Source organism: Rhizobium sp. S96 (genome assembly GCF_030382195.1).
In the GTDB taxonomy this organism is placed as follows: domain Bacteria; phylum Pseudomonadota; class Alphaproteobacteria; order Rhizobiales; family Rhizobiaceae; genus Rhizobium.
In genome coordinates this window covers 95,309-114,989 of sequence record NZ_JAUDRY010000030.1, presented here as the reverse complement: position 1 = coordinate 114,989, position 19,681 = coordinate 95,309, and the positions used below count along the sequence as shown (strand labels likewise).

Below are 19,681 nucleotides of genomic sequence, written 5' to 3'. Positions count from 1 at the left end.
GCGGGAAAAAACTCCCCGCTAGCTCTTTCCTTTCCACGGAACGAGCACGGTTTCCAGTATCCGAACGGCGGCGCTGAACGCAAATGCGCAGGCTGCGATGATGCCGATGCCGACGAACACCACGTCGGTTGCCAGAAACTGCGACGCCGACATGATCATGTAACCGATGCCGCGTGTGGAGGCGATGAGCTCGGCAGCGACAAGGGTCCCCCACCCGACACCAAGTGCAATCCTGAGACCGGTCAGGATTTCAGGCAGGGCGGACGGTAGTACGATGCTGACGAGCAGTTGCCAGGGCCTTGCACCGAGCGAGCGGGCGGCGTTGACGCGCTCGATCGGGAGCGAACGTACCCCGGCCTGCGCGGAGAGGCAGATGGGCGCGAACATTGCGAGAACCAGCAACGTCACCTTCGACGTCTCGCCGATCCCGAGCCAGATGATCATCAGCGGCAGGTAGGCAAGCGGCGGCAACGGCCAATAGAACTCGATCGGCGTATCGAGGATGCCCTTGACCCAACGATTGAGCCCCATCAGGAGGCCGACGGGAATGCCGACCGCGGTGGCAATAGCGGCAGCCGTCACGATCCTGAACAGGCTTGCCGAAACATGCTCGAACAGGGAGGCACCGGCATAGCCGTCGCGATAGACCGCTCCAATCTGCGTCCAGACCTCTTGCGGCGTCGGCAAAAACAGATGCGGAACAAGCGCCAGTCTCGCCACCAGCCACCAGGCAGCAAGCAATACGACGGCGGTTGCGATGCTGATCAGGACAGTTGGCCGCTCGCCGACGCCAAAGCCCTTCATCTTTACCGGGTTCGGGTGGTCGGTCGGTGCGCCGACGATAACATGTCCGGTCTGTGCCAACTCGCTCATTCGGCAGCGCTCCTCAACTCATTTGACCCATGCAATATGTTGCGGATCTCTTCCCGCAGCGCGCCGAACTCGGGCGATGTCTTGATCGAACTTGCGTCACCCGTTTCGGCGAAGCGGCGAACGAAATCGAGATCGAAGCGTGCCACGATCCGTCCTGGACGCGGAGACATCACCACGACCTGCGTGCCGAGAAACAGCGCCTCCTCGATGGAATGGGTAATGAAGAAGATGCGCTTGCCTGTCTTGCTCCAGACCGACACCAGGAGTTCTTGCATCTGCTCGCGCGTCAGGCTGTCGAGCGCACCGAAGGGCTCGTCCATCAACAGCACGTCGGGTTCCGTCGCCAGCGCACGGGCAATGCCGACCCGCTGGCGCATGCCACCCGACAGCTCATAGGGGAAGGACCTGGCGAAATCCTTCAGACCGACCAGATGAAGAAGCTCTTCGGCGCGCGCCTGTCGGATCGCCCGGGGTACGCTCGCGAATTTCAGCCCGAGGGCAACATTGTCGATCACCGATTTCCAGGGAAGCAGCGTGTCCTTCTGGAATACCACGCCGCGATCTGCACCAGGACCCGCGACTGGCCGTCCATCGAGCGTGATCGCTCCCTCGGAGAGTGGCAGGAAGCCGGCGATCGCATTCAGGAGCGTCGACTTGCCGCAACCGGACGCGCCGAGCGCGACCACGAAGCTGTTGTCGGGAATATCGAGCGAAACACGATCGAGGGCGTGGACGGTCCGGCCGTCTCTCGCCCTGAAATAGACGCTTGCGTGATCGACTTTGAGCATGGGCTGTCTCTTCACAAACAGGGACGCCGGCGCGATATCGCGCCAGCGTGCCCGAAGGTTTCCTGTTAGTTGCTTGCGTTGGTAAGGGCGTCAGGCGTGACGAAGGCTGCGTAGCTCGGCAACACTTCGGTCACCTTGCCCTGATCCTTCAGGAACGCGGCCGTGTCCTTGAGTATCTTCGCAGCGCCTGACTTCTCACCGCCGCCGAGCCACGCGTCGGATGCCTGGACCTCCGGGGTCAACAAGGTGAGGTTCTTCAATGCGGCGGCCTGCTGATCAGGCGTACCGCCGAGCGCCTTGGCGAGGAGCTTGGCGTTTTCGCTGTCAGCCTGCCAGGCCTTCTTGTCGTCCGCGAAAGACGCATAGTACTTGTTGATGACGCCGGCAAAGCTCTTGAGGAAGGCCGGATTGTCGTCAGCGAACTTCGATGCAGCGACCCAGGCCGAGAATGTCGGCGCGCCCTTGTCGGCAACGTCCTTCGAAGTGACCAGCACCTTTCCGTTCTTCTTCAGCTCGGTCAGCGCCGGATCCCAGACGAAACCGCCGTCGATGTCACCGCGATTGTAGCTCGCGACGATTTCCGGCTGCGGAATTGCGAAGACCTGGACGTCCTTCTCGGTCAGACCGAGCGACTTGATCAACGCAAGCAGCTGATAGTGGTCGGTAGAGACAGGGGCCGCAGCAAGCTTCTTGCCCTTCAGGTCAGTGAGCTTTTCAATGCCGGATCCGTTGCGAACGACCAGCGCTTCGTCGATGCCCGAGATCGACGAGAGATAGAACGCCTTGACGGCAAGGCCACGGGATGTGGCGGCCGCAAACGGGCTCGAGCCGACGTAACCGACCTGAACGTCACCCGAGGCGATCGCAGCGAAGATTTCCGCGCCGGAATTGAACTTGCGGAAGTCGATGTCGTAGCCGGTCGCCTTGGCGAATTCGCCGTTGGCAATGGCCACGGACGACGGCAGAGCGTCGGTTTGATAGGCAACCACGACCTTCTTGTCGGCCGCCTCGGCAACAAAAGGAACCGCCAGGCTGGCGACCCCGAGCGTAAGCGCTGCAAATAGACTCTTGATATTCATGTTTCGCCCCCTTGCGACTGAGCTTCAGCGTCAGCGCTTTGAACTATTTCAACGGGGAAACACTACGGCGGCGGTCAGCCCGCACACAGATAAAACTATCTATTTTATAGACTACAGAGACAATATTGTTTTCTACCTCATTTCTACGCCGGCGGTTGCGACCTAGACGACCAATATGCCTCGCATTGTCACCGGTCAGGCCGCATCTATGGAGACAAGGTAGCAGAGCGCCTGGCCCGTGAGCGGCAGGACGGTATTGGCAGCGCCTTCCACAAGAAACGCGTCGCCGGCGTCGAGAACAACGGACTCGCCCGCCCATTGCAACGACAGCGCGCCTTGCTGGCACAGGACAAGCCAGGTTCCGGCCGTCTCAACACTGGAGTAACCATCGACCTTTGTGCGTTCGACTCGATGGCGCAAACGCGTACGACGCGTCATGACGTTCAGGTCCGTGATCGGGCCGCCGGGAAGGGTGGCTGACACAGCAACGTCAGCGGGGAAGGGGAGGGGCTCGCTCGCCGTCGTCAACACCAGCGGCTCGGCGCCTTCAATCGCAAGCGCCATGCCGTCTCCTTCAAGGATTGACAGTGTCCGATCGATCCCGGCGAATATAGAAAACGGCCCATCGGTCGCAACCGTCGCCATGCTGACGCGCCAGTCGAAATCCGAAAGCGCTGCCTCCGGAGGCGACACGGCGATCTCGACGGTCTCGCCACCGCCGTTCTTCCATGGCATCCGGCGGTAGGAACTGGCTTTCAGGACGCGGGCGTGAGGCATTGTGTCTCCAACATTATAAAACAAGGCCAAGTGAACTAAGTTTAGTGGACTAAGTCCATACCGAGGCCGTCATGCAGACCGTGAACATACATGAAGCGAAGACGCATCTGTCGCGGCCGCGAAAGGTGAGTCCTTTATCATCGCGAAAGCCGGCAAGCCGATGGTGAAAGTCGTACCGATCGACGAGGCGGATATGCCGAAGAAGCGCCGGATCGGCTTCATGAAGGGCGAGATCTCCGTTCCGGATGACTTCGACACCATGATGGCCGACGAGATCGAAGAGATGTTCTATGGCGGCGACCTGCTTCCGGAATGAGATTTCTTCTCGATACTCACATCCTGATCTGGGCCGCCGGCGATATCGCTCGGTTTACCACTCCCATCAGAAGCCTGATTGAAGACGAACAGAACGAACTCCTCTTCAGTCCTGCCAGTATATGGGAAACGGCAATCAAACACGCGCAGGCACGCTCGGACTTTCGCGCCGATCCCTATGTCCTCAGATACCGCCTGCTCGCGAACGGTTATACCGAGCTACCGATCAACAGCGAGCATGCCATTGCGATCGCCGGCCTTCCGCAGATCCACGAGGATCCCTTCGACAGGATCCTCATTGCGCAGGCTATCATCGAAGGCGTGCCGCTGGTGACCGTCGACCAGGCTGTCTTGCAGTATCCGGGCCTCATGACGTTCTGAGGCCCGGTACAACATCTTAGTTGCCGAGGATACCCGGCAGGCGCAGGCCCTTTTCCTTGGCGCAATCCAGCGCAATGTCATAGCCGGCGTCGGCATGACGCATGACGCCGGTGGCCGGGTCGTTCCACAGCACCCGCTCGAGACGCTTGGCGGCATCGTCGGAGCCATCGGCGCAGATGACGACGCCGGAGTGCTGGCTGAAGCCCATGCCGACGCCGCCGCCGTGATGCAGCGAAACCCAGGTGGCGCCCGATGCGGTGTTGAGCAGCGCATTGAGTAGCGGCCAGTCGGAAACGGCATCCGAACCGTCCTTCATCGCTTCGGTCTCGCGATTGGGCGAGGCGACCGAACCGGAGTCGAGATGGTCGCGGCCGATGACCACAGGTGCCGAGAGCTCGCCGTTCTTCACCATTTCGTTGAAGGCAAGCGCCAGGCGGTGACGGTCACCGAGACCAACCCAGCAAATGCGCGCCGGCAGACCCTGGAAGGCGATGCGCTCGCGAGCCATGTCGAGCCAGTTGTGCAGGTGCTTGTTGTCGGGCAGCAGCTCCTTCACCTTGGCGTCGGTCTTGTAGATATCCTCCGGATCACCGGAAAGTGCCGCCCAGCGGAACGGACCGATGCCGCGGCAGAAGAGCGGCCGGATGTAGGCTGGCACGAAGCCCGGGAACGCGAAGGCATTCTCGAAGCCTTCCTCCTTGGCCACCTGGCGGATGTTGTTGCCGTAGTCGAGCGTGGGTACGCCGGCATCCCAGAAGGCGACCATGGCTTCGACATGTTGCTTCATCGAGGCACGAGCGGCGGCCTCGACGGCCTTCGGATCGCTTTCGCGCTTGGCCCGGTGTTCGGCGACGGTCCAGCCGATCGGCAGATAACCGTTGAGCGGATCGTGGGCCGACGTCTGGTCGGTGACGATATCGGGGCGCGGACCGCCGGCCTTCATGCGGCGGACGAGCTCCGGGAAGATTTCAGCTGCGTTGCCGAGCAGGCCGACGGACTTGGCTTCACCGGCCTTGGTCCACTTGTCGATCAGGGCAAGCGCCTCGTCCAGTGTCTTCGCCTTCTCGTCGACATAGCGGGTGCGCAGGCGGAAATCGATGCGGGTCTCGTCGCTTTCGACGGCGAGGCAGCAGGCGCCGGCCATGACGGCTGCGAGAGGCTGCGCGCCGCCCATGCCACCGAGGCCGCCGGTCAGGATCCACTTGCCCTTGAGGTTACCATTGTAGTGCTGGCGACCGGCCTCGACGAAGGTTTCATAGGTACCCTGAACGATGCCCTGCGTGCCGATATAGATCCACGAGCCGGCCGTCATCTGGCCGTACATCGCAAGGCCCTTCTTATCCAGCTCGTTAAAATGGTCCCAGGTCGCCCAATGGGGAACGAGGTTGGAGTTGGCGATCAGGACGCGCGGCGCATCCTTATGGGTGCGGAACACGCCGACCGGCTTGCCGGATTGGACCAGCAGCGTTTCTTCTTCGGTCAGCGTCTTCAGCGTCGCGACGATCTGGTCGAAATCGGCCCAGGTGCGGGCGGCGCGGCCGATGCCGCCATAGACCACCAGCTCGTGCGGGTTTTCCGCAACATCAGGGTCGAGGTTGTTCATCAGCATGCGCAAAGGCGCTTCTGTCATCCAGCTCTTAGCGTTGAGCTCGTTGCCGCGCGGCGCGCGGATTTCGCGAATGTTGTGGCGTGGATTCGAGGTCATGCGGGTTCCCCCTGTTCGGTTGTGCTTATCGTTTCAGGCCGGGTGCGATCTCCGCGATGCGCACCAGAATGTCTTTGAGGTGAAGGCGAAGGCGTTCGGCTCTTGCGGGATCGTAGGCAAAGGGTGGCGCCTCTGTCTGCAGATGCGTCGATTGCGCCAGTTCCATCTGGATGGCGTGAACGCCTGTTTGCGGCTGGCCGTAGTGGCGCGTCGTCCAGCCACCCTTGAACCGTCCGTTGAGGATGCTGTCGTAGCCCTCAGCGGACGAAGCAACCGTGATTGCGGCCTTCTCGATCGAGGCATCGCAGGTCTTGCCGAGGTCCGTGCCGATATTGAAATCCGGCAGCTTGCCCTCGAATAGGAACGGAATGTGCGAACGGATGGAATGGCAATCGTAAAGGATCGCCACCCCGTGGATCGCCTTCACGCGTTCGATCTCGGCGGCAAGCGCTGCGTGATAGGGCGCATGAAATTCGCGCAAGCGTTCCGCGATGTCCTCTTCCTTCGGCGCCTCGCCATCCTTCCAGATCGACTTGCCGTCGAAGTCGGTTTCTGGAACGAGGCCCGTGGTGTTCTGGCCGGGATAGAGGCTGACGCCTTCCGGATCGCGGTTGGCATCGATCACGTAGCGGTGGAAGGTGGCTCGCACGGTCGTCACATTGTCCAGCAGCCCATCATAGAGCGTATGGATGTGCCAGTCGGTATCGGCAAGGATCTTCCCGTTGTCGTTCAACCGGTCCCATATCGCTGCCGGCACGTCGGTGCCGGTGTGCGGGAAGCCGAGGATGACGGGCGAGTTGCCCCGCTTGACGTCGAACACCACCATGTCAGGCCTCCAGAACCGGCAGGATGCCTGCGGAGACGGAGGCATTCAGTCCGCCTGCAGCAACCAGATCGCTCGCAGCCTTCAGGTCGTTGGCCATGTAGCGGTCGACCTCCAGCGTCGGCACGACGGTGCGAATGGCACCGATCGCCTGCTGCAGTTCGGGGCTGGTTGCGAGCGGTGCGCGAAACTCGACGCCCTGTGCGGCCGTCAGCGCTTCGATGCCAACGATCGCAAACAGATTATCGGTCATCTGCAACAGACGACGGGCGCCATGGCACGCCATCGACACGTGGTCTTCCTGGTTGGCGGAGGTCGGAGTGGAATCGACCGATGCCGGGTGCGACATCTGCTTGTTTTCCGACATCAGCGCCGCCGAGGTGACTTCGGCGATCATCAGGCCGGAGTTGAGGCCCGGCTTCTTGGCAAGGAATGCCGGCAGTCCGTAGGACAGGGCAGGATCGACCAGCAGCGCGATACGACGCTGGGAAATGGCACCGATCTCGCAGATCGCAATGGCGATCTGGTCCGCGGCAAATGCCACCGGCTCGGCATGGAAATTGCCACCGGAGACAACCGAGTTGTCGGAGAGCACCAGCGGGTTGTCGGTAACCGCATTGGCTTCGATTTCCAGCGTGCGGGCGGCCGAACGCAGCAGATCGAGGCAGGCGCCGTCGACTTGCGGCTGGCAACGGATGCAATAAGGGTCCTGCACACGTTCGTCGCCTTCGATATGGCTCTGGCGAATGATCGAGTTGTCGAGAAGCGCCCGCAGGGCAGCGGCGGTGTCGATCTGGCCCTTGTGACCGCGCAGGGTATGGATATCAGGATGGAACGGAGCGGACGAGCCCATCGCAGCGTCCGTCGACATCGCGCCGGTGATAAGAGCTGCCTGCGCTGCCCGATGGGCACGGAAAAGACCGGCAAGCGCCAGCGCCGTCGAGGTCTGCGTGCCATTGATCAGCGCAAGACCTTCCTTGGCGGCGAGCACGACCGGGCTCAAGCCGGCCTTGGCAAGGGCTGCCGCGCCCGAAAGGCGCTCGCCCGCGAAGAAGGCTTCGGCCTCGCCCATCATGACCGCAGCCATGTGAGCCAACGGCGCAAGGTCACCCGAGGCGCCGACGGATCCCTTTTCCGGAATGACGGGAATGACGCCCTTTTCCAGCATGCCCTCGATCAGCCGCACCAACTCCAGCCGGACGCCGGAGGCACCGCGCCCGAGCGAAACGAGCTTCAGTGCCATGATCAGTCGCACGATATTCTCAGGCAGCGGCGCGCCGACGCCACAGCAGTGCGACAGGATGAGATTGCGCTGAAGGGTGGCAACGTCGGCACTGTCGATCTTGATCGAGGCGAGCTTTCCGAAGCCGGTATTGATGCCGTAGACGGGCGCGTTGCCTGCGGCGATTTCGGCAATGCGCGCGGCAGCCTTGGCAATGCCTGCGTCAAACGATGCATCGAGCTTGGCTGGCTCGCCGGTCCAGTAGATCGTTTCCAGATCCTTGAGCGATACGGAGCCGGGATGAAGGGTAATGGTCAACGGTCGATCCTTTCGCCCTTGAAGACGTGTGCATGAAGTGGGTTGAAGCCAATGCGGTAGACGAGCTCTGCGAGGCTCTCGACATCCCAGACGGCGAAATCCGCGGACTTGCCCGCTTGAAGCGTGCCTGTTTCATCGAGCAGGCCAAGCGCTCGGGCGCCTTCGCGGGTGGCGCCCGCGATGCACTCCTCGACGGTCAGGCCGAACAGCGTTGCAGACATGTTCATGGTCAGCAGCAGCGAGGTCAGCGGCGATGTGCCGGGATTGCAATCGGTCGCGATGGCAATATGGGTGCCGGCCTCGCGCAGGGCCTTGACCGGTGGCTTCTGCTTTTCGTTGATGGCGTAGAAGGCGCCGGGAAGCAGCACAGCGACCGTGCCTGCGGCAGCCATGGCCGAAGCACCTTCCGCGTCGAGATATTCGAGGTGGTCGGCCGACAGGGCATCGTAGGATGCCGCCAGTTTTGCACCACCGAGATTGGAGAGCTGTTCTGCATGCAGCTTGACAGGCAGGCCGAGCGCTTCAGCCTTGTCGAAGACACGCGCAATCTCCGCCGTTGAAAAGGCGATGCCTTCGCAGAAACCATCAACTGCATCGACGAGGCCTTCGGCGTGGGCCCTCTCAAGGCCGGGCAACACGACGTCGGTTATATAGTCGCCGTTGCGCCCCTTGTATTCGACCGGCGTCGCATGAGCCCCGAGATAGGTCGTGACGACACGAACCGGACGGACGCGCTCGAGTTGGCGGGCAGCGCGCAGCATCTTCAACTCAGCCTCGACATTCAGGCCGTAACCCGACTTGACCTCGATTGTCGTCAGGCCTTCCGCCAAAAGCGTATCGAGACGGGGAAGGGCGGCCTCGACAAGGCCATCCACGGAAAGCGCGTTCGTCGCCTTGACCGAGGAGACGATGCCGCCGCCGGCCCGGGCAACCTCTTCATAGGTGGCGCCCTCAAGGCGCATCTCGAATTCACGGGCGCGATTGCCGCCATAGACGATGTGGGTGTGGCAATCGACCAGACCAGGAGTCACCCAGCGGCCTTCGAGATCAGTGATTTCGGCCCGCTCGATCGCCAGGACAGGCAAATCGCTTTCCGGACCGACGAAGCTTATCCGACCGCCCTCAACAACGACGGCACCCTTTTCAATGATGCCAAGGCCCTGCTTTTCAGGGTCGAGCGTCGCCAGACGGGCGTTGCGCCACAGGTGCGGGCGAACCTCGCCGGATGCCTCATCGCTTGAAAAATTGTTCCCATTCATCAGCTTTGCGCCTTTCCTTATGTGGAAACATGTATATACATAATAAACAGGTGACAAGTGAAAATTTGTGCGTCTCCATGGAAAAGAAAGATGCGCGGCGCCAAAGAGGAGAAAAAGCGTCATGGCCCAAACGATTGCGACCACACTTCACGCAGGCGCGGCACTCCTGCCGCATGGCTGGCACAAGGATGTGCGCCTGACGATCAACGGCGGCCGTATCGCAGCGATCGAAACGGGCGTGGCGGCACAGGCCACGGACGAGCGCCACAGCACACTTGTCCCTGCGATGGGGAACCTGCACAGCCACGCCTTCCAGCGCGCCATGGCGGGCCTTGCCGAGGTGAGGGGACCTGCCAACGACAGCTTCTGGAGCTGGCGCACGGTGATGTACAAGTTCGCCCTGTCGATGACGCCCGAGCATGTCGAGGCGGTTGCAGGACAGCTCTACATGGAAATGCTGGAAGCCGGATTTTCGCGCGTCGGCGAATTCCATTATCTCCACCATGACAAGGACGGAACGCCCTATGCCAACATCGCGGAATTGGCCGAGCGCATCGGCGCGGCAAGCAGCGCAACGGGTATCAGCCTGACGCTGCTGCCCGTCTTCTATGCGCATTCGGGCTTCGGAGGGACCGCCCCCATCGACGGACAGCGACGCTTCATCAATTCACTCGACAGCTTCGCCAGGCTGATGGAGGGCTGCCGCGCCGTCACTGGCCGGCTCGATGGCGCCGAACTCGGGCTTGCGCCACATAGTCTGCGGGCGGCAACGCCGGATGAACTGGCGAAGGTCATCCCGATGGCAGGTGACGGCCCGATTCACATCCACGTCGCTGAACAGGTCAAGGAAGTCGAGGACTGCATTGCTTGGTCCGGCGCGCGCCCGGTGGAGTGGCTGCTCGCCAACGCCCCGGTCGACGGCCGCTGGTGCCTGATCCATGCGACCCATATGACCGACGAGGAAACGCGTGGCATGGCGCGCAGTGGCGCTATTGCCGGCCTTTGCCCGATCACCGAGGCCAATCTCGGCGACGGCACGTTCCCGGCGCCGCTCTTTCTCGAGGAAGGCGGCCGCTATGGCGTCGGCTCCGATTCCAACGTGCTGATCTCGCTCCCGGACGAACTGCGCCAACTCGAATATTCCGAGCGCCTTGCGCTTAGGGCACGCAACGTCATCGCCACACCGGGCGGCTCGACCGCCCGCAGCCTGTTCGACCATGCCATCATTGGCGGCGGTGCGGCTCTGAAAGCCGCGGGCGGACTGGTCGTCGGCAATCATGCCGACATCGCGTCCCTCAACATCTCCGCCGTGCCGTATCTCTCCGGCGACCAGTTGCTCGATCACTGGATCTTTGCCGGCGGGGTGGCGGTCGACAGTGTCTGGGCCCGAGGCCGAAAGCAGGTCGAAGGAGGCAAGCACATCCAACGCGACGCGATCAATCGCCGCTTCCTCAAGGCCATGGGCGAGCTGCTCGCAGGCTGATGGGGCTTTCCTCGATCGCATATTGCCGCTAGAGCGGGAGGTGGAACCGGAGCGTGACGATGAACCAGAGCAAGGACGCAACCTTGCATCAGCGTATCCTCAACGACATCGAAGGCCGCATCGTCTCGGGCGAGTGGCCGCCGGGTCACCGCATCCCGTTCGAAATCGACCTGACAAGGGAATATGACTGCTCGCGGATGACCGTGAACAAGGCGTTGACGCAGCTGGCCAAGGCCGGCCTCATCGAGCGCCGGAAGAAATCGGGCAGTTTCGTCAGCCAGCCTCAGGCGCAATCGGCTATCCTCGAGATCCACGACATCAAGGCCGAGGTGCAGTCGCTCAATCTCGCCTATTCCTACACCGTGGCCAAACGAATGGTGCGCAAGGCAAAGGCAGACGATGTCCGTCGCCTCGATGTCCCCCCGGATTCCTCGATCATCGACGTGGTCTGCATCCACCACGCCGGCGGCCTGCCATTTTGTTTGGAAGAACGCCTGATCAGTCTCACGGCCGTGCCCGAAGCGGCTGATGCCGATTTCTCGGAAATTGCGCCTGGCGCCTGGCTGATAAACCAGATCCCGTGGAGCACGGCCGAACACCGCATTCACGCCGTGTCCGCCAGCACCGAGGAAGCCACCGCGCTGGGCATCCCCAAAAACACAGCATGCCTCGTCGTCGAACGCCGCACGTGGAGCAACTTCGGGCCGGTCACCCAAGTCCGCTTCACCTATCCGGGCGACAAACATGCGCTCGTGGCACGCTTCACGCCCGCCTCCTAGTCGGACACGTCAGCGGCGAGCGGCATTAGCCGGGCACGTAGGTCAACCGCAAGACATCCACGTCAATCGTATCACTGGCGACCAAGCGCAGCCGCGGCCGGGGGCCGGCGAAATAGGGTTTGCCGTGACCAAGCACCACTGGATGAAGATAGATGCGGTACTCGTCGATCAACCCAAGCCCGGTGAGGCTATGCGCCAGGTCCGGCCCGGCAACCTCGATTTCCCCGTCGCGATCGGCCTTCAGCTGCCGCATCGCGCGCTCGAGGTCACCCTCGACGAGCGAGGCGTTCGGGCCCACGGACGTCAAGGTGCGCGAGACGACCCATTTCGGCTGGTTTCGCCACGCTCGCGCGAAGGCAAGTTCGTCGGTATCCCATTCAGGGTGGTCCTCGTCCCAATAACGCATGATCTCATACATCTGGCGACCGTACACACTGCCCGCCTGCTGCTCGGCCTCCTTGATGAAGTGGCGGAAGAGCACGGGGCCCGGTGCAAACGCCATGTGATCGACGTAGCCGTCGAGCGACTGGTTCATTCCAAACACCAGCTTGGCCATATCCACTTCCTTTCGTCGGGTCATTGGCCGCAACGGACCAACTGCCGCGCGACGCCTTGGGATTGGGACCGGCAACTCCGGCCGTGGCTGTCATTTCGGTTTGACGACTGCGCGACCCCAGCCCATCGCCGTCAACCAACGATGCCGATTTGGCCGGGGGCTTTGAGCGCAGAGTGCCTCTCGAGGCTTCGTATCAGGCTTTTCAGTTCCGGTTCATCGACCAGCAACGCGGCATCATAAGGACGCAGCCAGATCAGCTTGCGTTCCTTGCTTTCGGGGAAGATCTTTTTCATGCGCCGAACGTCGACAAGATGAACCTCGACGACGGAGGGGCATTTGCGGCCATCGTCGAGAACCTTGATATAGGTGTAGTAGCCAAAAACGCGCCTCTTCGCTCGTCCCTTGACGCCCGCTTCCTCCCAAGCTTCGCGCTCTGCGACTTCGTGAGGCGCCAGCCCTTTGATCGGCCATCCCTTGGGAATCGACCAGCGGCGCGTCTGTCGCGTGGTTATCAGCAGAACTTCCAGATGACCGTCGGCTGTCGTGCGGATGCAAAGCGCACCACATTGCTCGGCGACATCACCATCCAGGATCGCCCCTATAGGTTTACCGAGGCGCGACAAATGGGTTGTACCATTCTTCATTGCAACAAGTTGGAGCGCAATGTGATTCCCGACAAGTGCTCACGGACATGTCGACTTCAGTTGGGCTGAGAGACGATCACCACATTGGCGGCCTCGCACCGAACACATCGGCCCGATCTCTATCGGTTTCAGCTCAGTTCTTGCGCAAGGCCAATGAGAATACCTTCGGGCCCGCGGATATAGCAGAGCAGATATGCGTCCTGATACCGAACGACTTCGCCGACGAGCTGCGCGCCGCGCAGTCGCAGCCTTTCAAGCGTCTCCTCGAGGTCGTCAACGGCGAACATGACGCGGAGGTAACCCAGAGCGTTAACCGGGGCGTCGCGGTGATCGACCATTGGCGCCGGCGTCAGGAAGCGGGAAAGCTCGATCCGGCTGTGGCCGTCGGGCGTCCTCATCATGGCAATCTCGACCCGCTGATCGGCCAGCCCGGTGACACGTCCGGCCCATTCCCCGTCGATCATGGCCTGCCCTTCGAGCTGAAGGCCAAGCTCGCGAAAAAAATCGATCGCCGCTTCGAGGTCCGCGACGACAATCCCTATGTTGTCCATCCGTTTGAGCGCCATAGGGAAGACCTACAAGGTCTCGACTACGTCGTAAACTCATATAGCTGCTCTTGAGGTCGCGGGCCCCGTGCGACGCCCCTGCGATCTGGCTCACCCGATGTCAGATCGGCACCTTTGGCCCGCCTCTACGCCGAAAAGAGGACATATCGCCGTCGCAAGACTGGAGCTTCGCTCTCCTGCCGATTGCACCGTGAAGATAGCGAGTGGTGCCGTGGCGTGATAGGTCTTGGACTTGGATCAAGCCCAGCATTCACCTGAACTCCTAACAAAGGACATGTGCGATGGGAGACCAGAAGCGCCCGCTCCAACCAGGGCAATATGCACCTGCCTTCGCACTTCCGTCGGCAAACCAAGCTGGGACGGTTTCTCTCGCGAGCCTCCACGGCCACCCTTTTTTGATCGCTTTCTTCCGCGGATTGCACTGTCCGTTCTGCCGGCGCCAGGTGGGACAACTCGGCAGTCTGCAGCCTGCCCTGCGTGCGGAGGGGGTGGAAACAATTGCCGTGATCAACACGCCGGTCGAGCGCGCCCGCATATACTTCGAGCACCGGCCGACGCCAGCCGTGCTCCTATGTGACCAGGACTGCTCCACGCACCGGGCCTTCGGCGTGCCGCATGGCGAGTTCCAACCCGAGGGCAGCCGCGAGGAGCCATCATGGCCTTATCGGGCAAGCATGGAGCAATTCGAGGGCGCGCGCATCAACCCGACGGGGGAATTGCCGGAAGCGTTACACCCGATGGCGGCCAATGTCGTTCTCAACGCCCAAGACGGCTTCCAGTTTACGGAAGTCGATCATGCCATCTTCGCAAGTCACCCCACACAGCTTGTTGGGCACTTCCTCGTCGATGGCAGTGGCATTGTTCGCTGGGTACAAATCGAAGCGCGTGACGGGCCTGACGGCCTCTGCGTTTTTCCAAACGCGGCGGAAATACTCGCCGCTGCCAGCAGCCTCCGCTGAAGGCAACGCTCATTTCTTTGCGGCCCGAGGGAACCATTTCCCTGAAAATGAGTTAAACGGCGGCCCTACGTCGCCGCTTGGCGATGAAGGCAATATCGGTGAGGACGAGACGATGAAGATGGTTTTCATTGCGGCAGCTGTGGTACTGTCCGCCGCTGCTGCTCACGCCGCTGATACATGCACGGCGAAAGCAATCGACAAGAATGGCAAGCCACTTGCTGGAGCCGCTCTTACCGCATCGGTCAACAAGTGTCAGAAGGATGCGGCTGCCGCCTGCGATCTGTCCGCCAAGGATAAGAACGGCAAGCCACTGGCTGGCGCTGCAAAGACCGCCTACACCAAGAAATGCGTGAGCGATGCAATCGGTGGCTGACGCTCGCTGACATTTCTTTGCTCGGATTTGGTTGGCCGCCGGAAGATTCCGTCGGGCGATCGGAATGTGCCGCTCATCCCCACCATAATCGGAAAGAGTCAGACATCGACGTCAGCTGCGCCAGCGGACAGCGTCGTGTCACCATGGATAGTGGGGACACTTGCCTGGACGCGACCCAAATGCGCGCCTCCGCCACGGCTATGCCGCGGCGCGGATGCGGTTGTGAGATGTGGTTGCGCCGACCTTGAAGCGTCGGATGAGCTGCTCGAGAACATTCGCCTCACCGGCGACGAAGCCAATCGCGGCCGCCGATTCTTCGACCATTGTCGCATTTTTCTGGGTGTTTCGGTCGATGTCGGAAATCGCATTGCCGATGCCGTTGAGTTCGGTGGACTGCTGGCGCGAACGCTCAACGATCTCCGCGATGTGGCCGCTGATGGCCGCCACATCTCCAGCAATTCCGTGAAGCGCCTGGCCCGTCTTGTCGACCAAGGCGACGCCGTGCTTGACGTGATCGGCCGATGAGCTGATCAGCGTCTTGATCTCGCTGGCAGCGGAAGCAGATCGCTGGGCCAACTCCCGGACTTCCTGGGCAACCACGGCAAACCCCTTGCCAGCCTCTCCTGCGCGCGCGGCTTCCACGCCTGCATTCAGCGCGAGAAGGTTCGTCTGGAACGCAATGTCGTCGATCACGCCGATAATCTGGGTGATCTCCTGCGAAGAGCCTTCGATCTTGAGCATTGCGTCAACGGCGTGGGCAACGATCGCGCTTGAATCTTCGGCACCGTCTTTCGCCTTGCGCACCATTGAACCGACAGTTTCCGCAAGTGCGCAAGTCTGGCGGACCGTTTCCACCGCATGGGAAAGAGATGTCGCGGTTTCGGATAGCGAGGCCGCCTGATTTTCCGTCCGCTGCGAGAGATCCGAGTTGGCATGGTTGATCTGCGCCGAACCGTTGCGCACGGAATTTGCAACCTCACCCACCTGTCTCAAAACAGCGTCGAGCTGTTCGACGGATTCGTTGAAGGCATGACGCAAGTCGTTCAAATCACCCTCGAGCTCCTCCGCGATACGCACGGTCACATCGCCCTTGGACAGCTTGGAGAGCGCCGAGCGCAGGCAGGCAACCGCGAAGGTGACAGAATCATGCGCCTTGGCGCGCAACTCTTCCTGAGCTTCGCGCGCAACTGCCGCCTTGTGGTCAGCGTGCCGAGCCATTTCCGCCATTTCTGTCGCCTTGCGGCCCGCCGCCTGGGCCTGCGCAACGGACCGCTCCGCTATCGCGAAGGCGGAGACCATGGCCGACGTGAGAGCGATCAGCGCGCCCGCCTGCAACACGAGAACGATGGCATGGAGAACCACTCTGTTGAAATGCGACTCCCCGGGAAATACAGCGAGGGGAACGGCGACATAGAGAACGAGGTGATGCAGCGCCACGAGCCCGGCAAAGGCGACGATCGCGCGCCAATCGACCCACGCCGCGCAAATCGCCAACGCCGCGAAGAAATACATATGCAGGTCGATCTGCAGCGACGAGCCTTCGAAGCCATAGACGAGAAAGCCGACGCTGGTGGCCATGGCCAGGGAGGTGATAATTCGGGTTGCTGGCCCGGAGCGGTCGCGCCACCAGGTGAAGCTGGCGGCGATCGTTATAATTGCGGCAGCCACCACCGAAGGAAGGTCGAAGCCTTCCGGCCGGACCAGATTTCTGACAGTCAGCGCGGCAAGGTTGATCCAGAGCAAACCAACAATTCCGAACGAGGCGCGCGCGCGCAGTTTTTCCAAAGCATCCATCTTAGGCTCCTGCCCGGCAGCCGACTGCCAGAATGTGATTGAGAACGAGAATGGCGCCGGCGCGACGCAAGCGCGCGGGAAAGCCGGCGGTGTCCGAATAGGCAACAGCGAGCCAGGGTCGAGCACCAGCGAGGACAAAAGCTCCTCCCGCCTGGCCGACAACATCCATCATATGAGAGGGGGGCAGACGCGGATCCGTCACCACCAGGACGAATGGCCCGCGCGGCAGCGAAAGCGCACCGAAGAATAGACCGGCAAAGAGAAGGGCGTAGAGGGCGATCTGTCGCCAGCAGGATTTTTCGGCATGCGTCATTTCAAGTAGTCATGTGTTCGCGTCGGCGCTCGCTTCGCACTCGCGGTTAATGCCACGCACCTGGCCCGCGCCGTTCCCTCAAATTAGCGAAATATGGTTGACGACGCATTAAGCCGCTGTGCGATGCCTTGATGACACTTGCGAACCGCCTGCAACGAGCTAGTCGCCCGAGATAGACGCACGACTGTCCGCCAAAATCGAACATCTTTGCAGGGTAGCCTTTGCCATCAGCCGCGCATAGGCTGCTAGTAGCGGTCGGCTCACGCCGAGAGCTGACGGTGCGCCGGCAGAAAGGATTCTCCCATGAGAGGTTCATGTCTATTGGTGCTGTCAAGCCTCGCCGCCGGCATAACATCCGCCAAGGCGGATATAGCTGATGACGTGCGCCGGTTAAGCGAGACGAGTACCCCCATCTCAGGCGCGGACGCTAAAGCCATGCTTGCCCAGGAGTGGCTGAAGTTCGATCCTGATGTGCTAGAACGCCGCGAACAAGCGCTGGCGCGCATCCAGGAGCTGGGCAGACGCCTTGCGGAAGACCAGAATGCGGGACTGAGCCGCGAATGCAGCACGCAGATCCTTCTGGAGACGAAGTGGCGCGCCATCTACTCCGCCGATTTCACAAAGATCGAGCAGCGCCTCCGTGATCTTGAGACGAGCCTGGGCAAGGATGATCAGACCTATGCAATGCAACAGTCGCCGTCGGACGGCAGCTGGGGCGCCTGTTATGACTCGACAGTTTTGAAACTGGAAGCGACCACCCTTGGCCTCCAGGAACTCGCGCATCGCAAAACCCCACCAAACTATTCGATCGACCTGTTTCCGGACCTTCGTTCAGGCAAGGATGCAGTGGCCTTGATCTCCGCATACCTAGTCTCGGATGTTGCACGCGACGGCGTAGACCATCGCGCCGAACTGACGGCTCTGAGCGACGGGGCTACGCAGTTTGGGTTCAAGGCAAAGTGGCAACCATATCTGGAAGACCAGGTGGAGGGGCTGCTGCGCGACCGCGATAGCGGCGGGATCACCCAAATTCGCGCCGACGTGCGCCAGTTTCTGAATGCCTGGCAAGACCCCTCGACCGGCTATTGGGGGCCTGGTACCGCGTGGGCGACCGCATCTTCCGCACCTCGGATCTCAGCATGACATTCCATCTGGTGTCCTATCTGGATGGAGATGTGGAGCGCTGGCCACAAATCATAGAAACGACTTTCAAGATCGCCAACGATCCCTACGATCGATTGCCTACACATTGGGCCGATCTCCATCTACGATCAGCCGTGAAGTTCGTCGCAACGGCGGAGCTGACCGATATCGGGCCGCACGCTCAGACCAAGCTGCCTGGGACCGCTCCTTGCGTCCCAAGACATGCAAGCTGGCTTGCTATCCGTCCTTGGCCCGCACAGTGTCTGCCAAGCTAAACCGGAAATGGTCGCCAGAGCAGATTGCTGCCTGGCTCAAACGTACTTACCCAGGGGAGCCACTCAAACAGGTGTCGCACGAAACGATCTATCGCAGCCTGTATATCCAAGCTCGCGGGGTGCTGAAGAAAGAGTTGCGTGAACACCTCAGGGCAAACCGAACAATCCTTCGTTCCCGGCACGCCAGCATGAAACGAAGTGGCTTAGGCCAGATCAAGGACGCGATTTCCATAAGCGAGAGACCCGCGTCCGCTGAAGACCGTGCAGTTCCGGGTCACTGGGAGGGCGATCTTATCGGCGGGTCGAAGAACAGTTACATCGCAACGTTGGTCGAGCGACACTCCCGCTACGTCATGCTGATCAAGGTCGCAAATAAGGACACCGAAAGCGTGGTCTCGGCGCTGATAAAGCAGTCGCAGAAACTGCCGGGCGAGCTCTACAAATCACTGACTTGGGATCGGGGCAAGGAGTTGGCTGACCATCAACGATTGGCCATAGTCGCTGACGTCGAAGTTTATTTCTGCGATCCCAGATCACCCTGGCAGCGCGGCTCAAATGAGAACACCAATCGATTGCTGCGCCAATATCTACCGCGCGGCACTGACCTGTCCGTACACAGCCAAGCCCAGCTTAATGCAATCGCCAGGCAGCTCAACGAACGTCCAAGGAAGACCTTGCTTTATCAGACGCCCGCGGAAAGATTTGCAGAGTGTGTTGCGGCGATCAATTGAACCCACTGTCAGAAGCGGACGTTTCCCTACTGCTGCTATGGTTCCATCACTCGTAGGCGACGAACGAGATCACGTTCCCGTCCGGGTCACGGACATGGAAGTCCGTTCCACCCCAGGGCTGGCGGGTTGGTTCCTGCGCAAACTCCGCGCCGCGGCCCCGCAACTCCTCAAACAACCCGTGCACGTCCGAAACCTCAATTGTAGCGAGAATAAGCGAGACCTCGTGTGCTGCCAGATTGGCAAAATTCGGTTTGCTGACACAGCGAAGATGCAGGCAGGCCGCGCCGCGCGACACAGCGCCGTAAAACGGCGGCGTACCGTGGAGGAAATCGACGTCAAATCCGAGTTTCTCGTTGAAGAATTGGGCGCTTACCGGCACATCACGCACAAAGAGGATCGGGACGATGGACGTCAGGGCAATTTCGCTCATGCAAGTCTCCGCTGCGTCGATATGCACTGGTTAGTCTACAGGCCGATTCATGTGTCTGCAAAGGGGCGGAGCCAAACGAGAGCGCCTCGTCCGCA

20 protein-coding genes and 2 pseudogenes are annotated in these 19,681 nt (G+C 61.1%); 8 read left to right on the top strand and 14 right to left on the bottom strand.

What is annotated here, in order from left to right:
• Positions 1 to 18: 18 nt before the first annotated feature.
• The 4 genes from QTL94_RS22615 to QTL94_RS22600 all read right to left on the bottom strand — a co-directional run bounded on the left by QTL94_RS22615 (position 19) and on the right by QTL94_RS22600 (position 3,517).
• Positions 19 to 873, bottom strand: a complete 855-nt coding sequence (locus QTL94_RS22615; protein WP_065691799.1) for an ABC transporter permease subunit — start codon at positions 871 to 873, stop codon at positions 19 to 21.
• Positions 870 to 1,661, bottom strand: coding sequence for a taurine ABC transporter ATP-binding protein (locus tag QTL94_RS22610; protein WP_289803171.1), 792 nt, complete (start codon positions 1,659 to 1,661; stop codon positions 870 to 872). Before QTL94_RS22610 ends, QTL94_RS22615 begins: the two co-directional genes overlap by 4 nt.
• A gap of 65 nt (positions 1,662 to 1,726) precedes the next feature.
• Complete coding sequence (gene tauA, locus QTL94_RS22605; protein WP_289803170.1) at positions 1,727 to 2,740, bottom strand: taurine ABC transporter substrate-binding protein; 1,014 nt, start codon at positions 2,738 to 2,740, stop codon at positions 1,727 to 1,729.
• 195 nt (positions 2,741 to 2,935) lie between these two features.
• Complete coding sequence (locus QTL94_RS22600) at positions 2,936 to 3,517, bottom strand: HutD/Ves family protein (protein ID WP_289803169.1); 582 nt, start codon at positions 3,515 to 3,517, stop codon at positions 2,936 to 2,938.
• 71 nt (positions 3,518 to 3,588) lie between these two features.
• Here QTL94_RS22600 and QTL94_RS22595 point away from each other — a divergent pair.
• Positions 3,589 to 3,833, top strand: a pseudogene (locus QTL94_RS22595) (type II toxin-antitoxin system Phd/YefM family antitoxin).
• Complete coding sequence (locus QTL94_RS22590; protein ID WP_289803168.1) at positions 3,830 to 4,213, top strand: type II toxin-antitoxin system VapC family toxin; 384 nt, start codon at positions 3,830 to 3,832, stop codon at positions 4,211 to 4,213. Before QTL94_RS22595 ends, QTL94_RS22590 begins: the two are co-directional and overlap by 4 nt.
• A gap of 16 nt (positions 4,214 to 4,229) precedes the next feature.
• Here QTL94_RS22590 and hutU read toward each other — a convergent pair whose 3' ends face one another.
• Genes hutU through hutI form a run of 4 tightly spaced genes read right to left on the bottom strand, consistent with a single transcriptional unit; the run spans position 4,230 to position 9,540 of the window.
• Complete coding sequence (hutU, locus tag QTL94_RS22585; RefSeq protein WP_065691805.1) at positions 4,230 to 5,918, bottom strand: urocanate hydratase; 1,689 nt, start codon at positions 5,916 to 5,918, stop codon at positions 4,230 to 4,232.
• 25 nt (positions 5,919 to 5,943) lie between these two features.
• Positions 5,944 to 6,744, bottom strand: coding sequence for an N-formylglutamate deformylase (gene hutG / locus QTL94_RS22580; RefSeq protein WP_065691806.1), 801 nt, complete (start codon positions 6,742 to 6,744; stop codon positions 5,944 to 5,946).
• Position 6,745: 1 nt separating this feature from the next.
• Positions 6,746 to 8,281, bottom strand: a complete 1,536-nt coding sequence (hutH, locus tag QTL94_RS22575; protein ID WP_065691807.1) for a histidine ammonia-lyase — start codon at positions 8,279 to 8,281, stop codon at positions 6,746 to 6,748.
• A complete protein-coding gene (gene hutI / locus QTL94_RS22570; RefSeq protein ID WP_113524104.1) occupies positions 8,278 to 9,540 on the bottom strand; it encodes an imidazolonepropionase in 1,263 nt (420 codons plus the stop codon). The genes hutH and hutI overlap by 4 nt, the downstream gene beginning before the upstream one ends.
• 121 nt (positions 9,541 to 9,661) lie before the next feature.
• Here hutI and QTL94_RS22565 point away from each other — a divergent pair, with 121 nt between their 5' ends.
• Together QTL94_RS22565 and hutC are read left to right on the top strand one after the other, a co-directional pair.
• Positions 9,662 to 11,023, top strand: coding sequence for a formimidoylglutamate deiminase (locus tag QTL94_RS22565; RefSeq protein ID WP_289803167.1), 1,362 nt, complete (start codon positions 9,662 to 9,664; stop codon positions 11,021 to 11,023).
• Between the two features lie 59 nt (positions 11,024 to 11,082).
• A complete protein-coding gene (hutC, locus tag QTL94_RS22560) occupies positions 11,083 to 11,802 on the top strand; it encodes a histidine utilization transcriptional repressor HutC (RefSeq protein WP_289803166.1) in 720 nt (239 codons plus the stop codon).
• Positions 11,803 to 11,827: 25 nt separating this feature from the next.
• Here the strand turns inward: hutC and QTL94_RS22555 are convergent, their stop codons facing one another.
• From QTL94_RS22555 to QTL94_RS22545, 3 genes are all read right to left on the bottom strand, one after another.
• Positions 11,828 to 12,358, bottom strand: coding sequence for a dihydrofolate reductase family protein (locus QTL94_RS22555; protein ID WP_065691811.1), 531 nt, complete (start codon positions 12,356 to 12,358; stop codon positions 11,828 to 11,830).
• Between the two features lie 131 nt (positions 12,359 to 12,489).
• Positions 12,490 to 13,002, bottom strand: coding sequence for an NUDIX hydrolase (locus QTL94_RS22550; RefSeq protein ID WP_065691812.1), 513 nt, complete (start codon positions 13,000 to 13,002; stop codon positions 12,490 to 12,492).
• Positions 13,003 to 13,130: 128 nt separating this feature from the next.
• Entirely contained in the window at positions 13,131 to 13,568 is a 438-nt protein-coding gene (locus QTL94_RS22545) for a VOC family protein (protein ID WP_289803165.1), read from the bottom strand.
• A gap of 281 nt (positions 13,569 to 13,849) precedes the next feature.
• On the opposite strand from QTL94_RS22545, the gene QTL94_RS22540 reads away from it, so the two are divergent.
• Entirely contained in the window at positions 13,850 to 14,527 is a 678-nt protein-coding gene (locus tag QTL94_RS22540) for a redoxin domain-containing protein (RefSeq protein WP_289803164.1), read from the top strand.
• A 112-nt stretch (positions 14,528 to 14,639) separates the two neighbouring features.
• Positions 14,640 to 14,900 (top strand): hypothetical protein, encoded by a 261-nt coding sequence (locus QTL94_RS22535; RefSeq protein ID WP_289803163.1) that lies wholly within the window; start codon positions 14,640 to 14,642, stop codon positions 14,898 to 14,900.
• 198 nt (positions 14,901 to 15,098) lie between these two features.
• On the opposite strand, the gene QTL94_RS28500 is transcribed toward QTL94_RS22535, so the two are convergent.
• Positions 15,099 to 15,707: a methyl-accepting chemotaxis protein gene (locus QTL94_RS28500; RefSeq protein ID WP_502944176.1), complete on the bottom strand. Its 609-nt coding sequence runs from the start codon at positions 15,705 to 15,707 to the stop codon at positions 15,099 to 15,101.
• Positions 15,708 to 16,695: 988 nt separating this feature from the next.
• Positions 16,696 to 17,007: a hypothetical protein gene (locus tag QTL94_RS22525; protein ID WP_065691817.1), complete on the bottom strand. Its 312-nt coding sequence runs from the start codon at positions 17,005 to 17,007 to the stop codon at positions 16,696 to 16,698.
• Between the two features lie 435 nt (positions 17,008 to 17,442).
• Between QTL94_RS22525 and QTL94_RS22520 the strand changes: the two genes are divergently transcribed.
• Both QTL94_RS22520 and QTL94_RS22515 read left to right on the top strand, forming a co-directional pair.
• Positions 17,443 to 18,150 (top strand): hypothetical protein, encoded by a 708-nt coding sequence (locus tag QTL94_RS22520; RefSeq protein WP_065691818.1) that lies wholly within the window; start codon positions 17,443 to 17,445, stop codon positions 18,148 to 18,150.
• 82 nt (positions 18,151 to 18,232) lie between these two features.
• Positions 18,233 to 19,156 (top strand): annotated as a pseudogene (locus tag QTL94_RS22515) (IS30 family transposase); the annotation flags it as partial.
• A gap of 46 nt (positions 19,157 to 19,202) precedes the next feature.
• On the opposite strand, the gene QTL94_RS22510 reads toward QTL94_RS22515, so the two are convergent.
• A complete protein-coding gene (locus QTL94_RS22510) occupies positions 19,203 to 19,613 on the bottom strand; it encodes a glyoxalase superfamily protein (protein ID WP_289803162.1) in 411 nt (136 codons plus the stop codon).
• Between the last annotated feature and the right edge of the window lie 68 nt (positions 19,614 to 19,681).

Coding starts and splice junctions, on each gene's coding strand:
- QTL94_RS22615 (WP_065691799.1), bottom strand. CDS start 873: ATGAGCGAGTTGGCACAGACCGGACATGTTATCGTCGGCGCACCGACC.
- QTL94_RS22610 (WP_289803171.1), bottom strand. CDS start 1,661: ATGCTCAAAGTCGATCACGCAAGCGTCTATTTCAGGGCGAGAGACGGC.
- tauA (WP_289803170.1), bottom strand. CDS start 2,740: ATGAATATCAAGAGTCTATTTGCAGCGCTTACGCTCGGGGTCGCCAGC.
- QTL94_RS22600 (WP_289803169.1), bottom strand. CDS start 3,517: ATGCCTCACGCCCGCGTCCTGAAAGCCAGTTCCTACCGCCGGATGCCA.
- QTL94_RS22590 (WP_289803168.1), top strand. CDS start 3,830: ATGAGATTTCTTCTCGATACTCACATCCTGATCTGGGCCGCCGGCGAT.
- hutU (WP_065691805.1), bottom strand. CDS start 5,918: ATGACCTCGAATCCACGCCACAACATTCGCGAAATCCGCGCGCCGCGC.
- hutG (WP_065691806.1), bottom strand. CDS start 6,744: ATGGTGGTGTTCGACGTCAAGCGGGGCAACTCGCCCGTCATCCTCGGC.
- hutI (WP_113524104.1), bottom strand. CDS start 9,540: ATGAATGGGAACAATTTTTCAAGCGATGAGGCATCCGGCGAGGTTCGC.
- QTL94_RS22565 (WP_289803167.1), top strand. CDS start 9,662: ATGGCCCAAACGATTGCGACCACACTTCACGCAGGCGCGGCACTCCTG.
- hutC (WP_289803166.1), top strand. CDS start 11,083: ATGAACCAGAGCAAGGACGCAACCTTGCATCAGCGTATCCTCAACGAC.
- QTL94_RS22555 (WP_065691811.1), bottom strand. CDS start 12,358: ATGGCCAAGCTGGTGTTTGGAATGAACCAGTCGCTCGACGGCTACGTC.
- QTL94_RS22550 (WP_065691812.1), bottom strand. CDS start 13,002: ATGAAGAATGGTACAACCCATTTGTCGCGCCTCGGTAAACCTATAGGG.
- QTL94_RS22545 (WP_289803165.1), bottom strand. CDS start 13,568: ATGGCGCTCAAACGGATGGACAACATAGGGATTGTCGTCGCGGACCTC.
- QTL94_RS22540 (WP_289803164.1), top strand. CDS start 13,850: ATGGGAGACCAGAAGCGCCCGCTCCAACCAGGGCAATATGCACCTGCC.
- QTL94_RS22535 (WP_289803163.1), top strand. CDS start 14,640: ATGAAGATGGTTTTCATTGCGGCAGCTGTGGTACTGTCCGCCGCTGCT.
- QTL94_RS28500 (WP_502944176.1), bottom strand. CDS start 15,707: ATGGTGCGCAAGGCGAAAGACGGTGCCGAAGATTCAAGCGCGATCGTT.
- QTL94_RS22525 (WP_065691817.1), bottom strand. CDS start 17,007: ATGACGCATGCCGAAAAATCCTGCTGGCGACAGATCGCCCTCTACGCC.
- QTL94_RS22520 (WP_065691818.1), top strand. CDS start 17,443: ATGCTTGCCCAGGAGTGGCTGAAGTTCGATCCTGATGTGCTAGAACGC.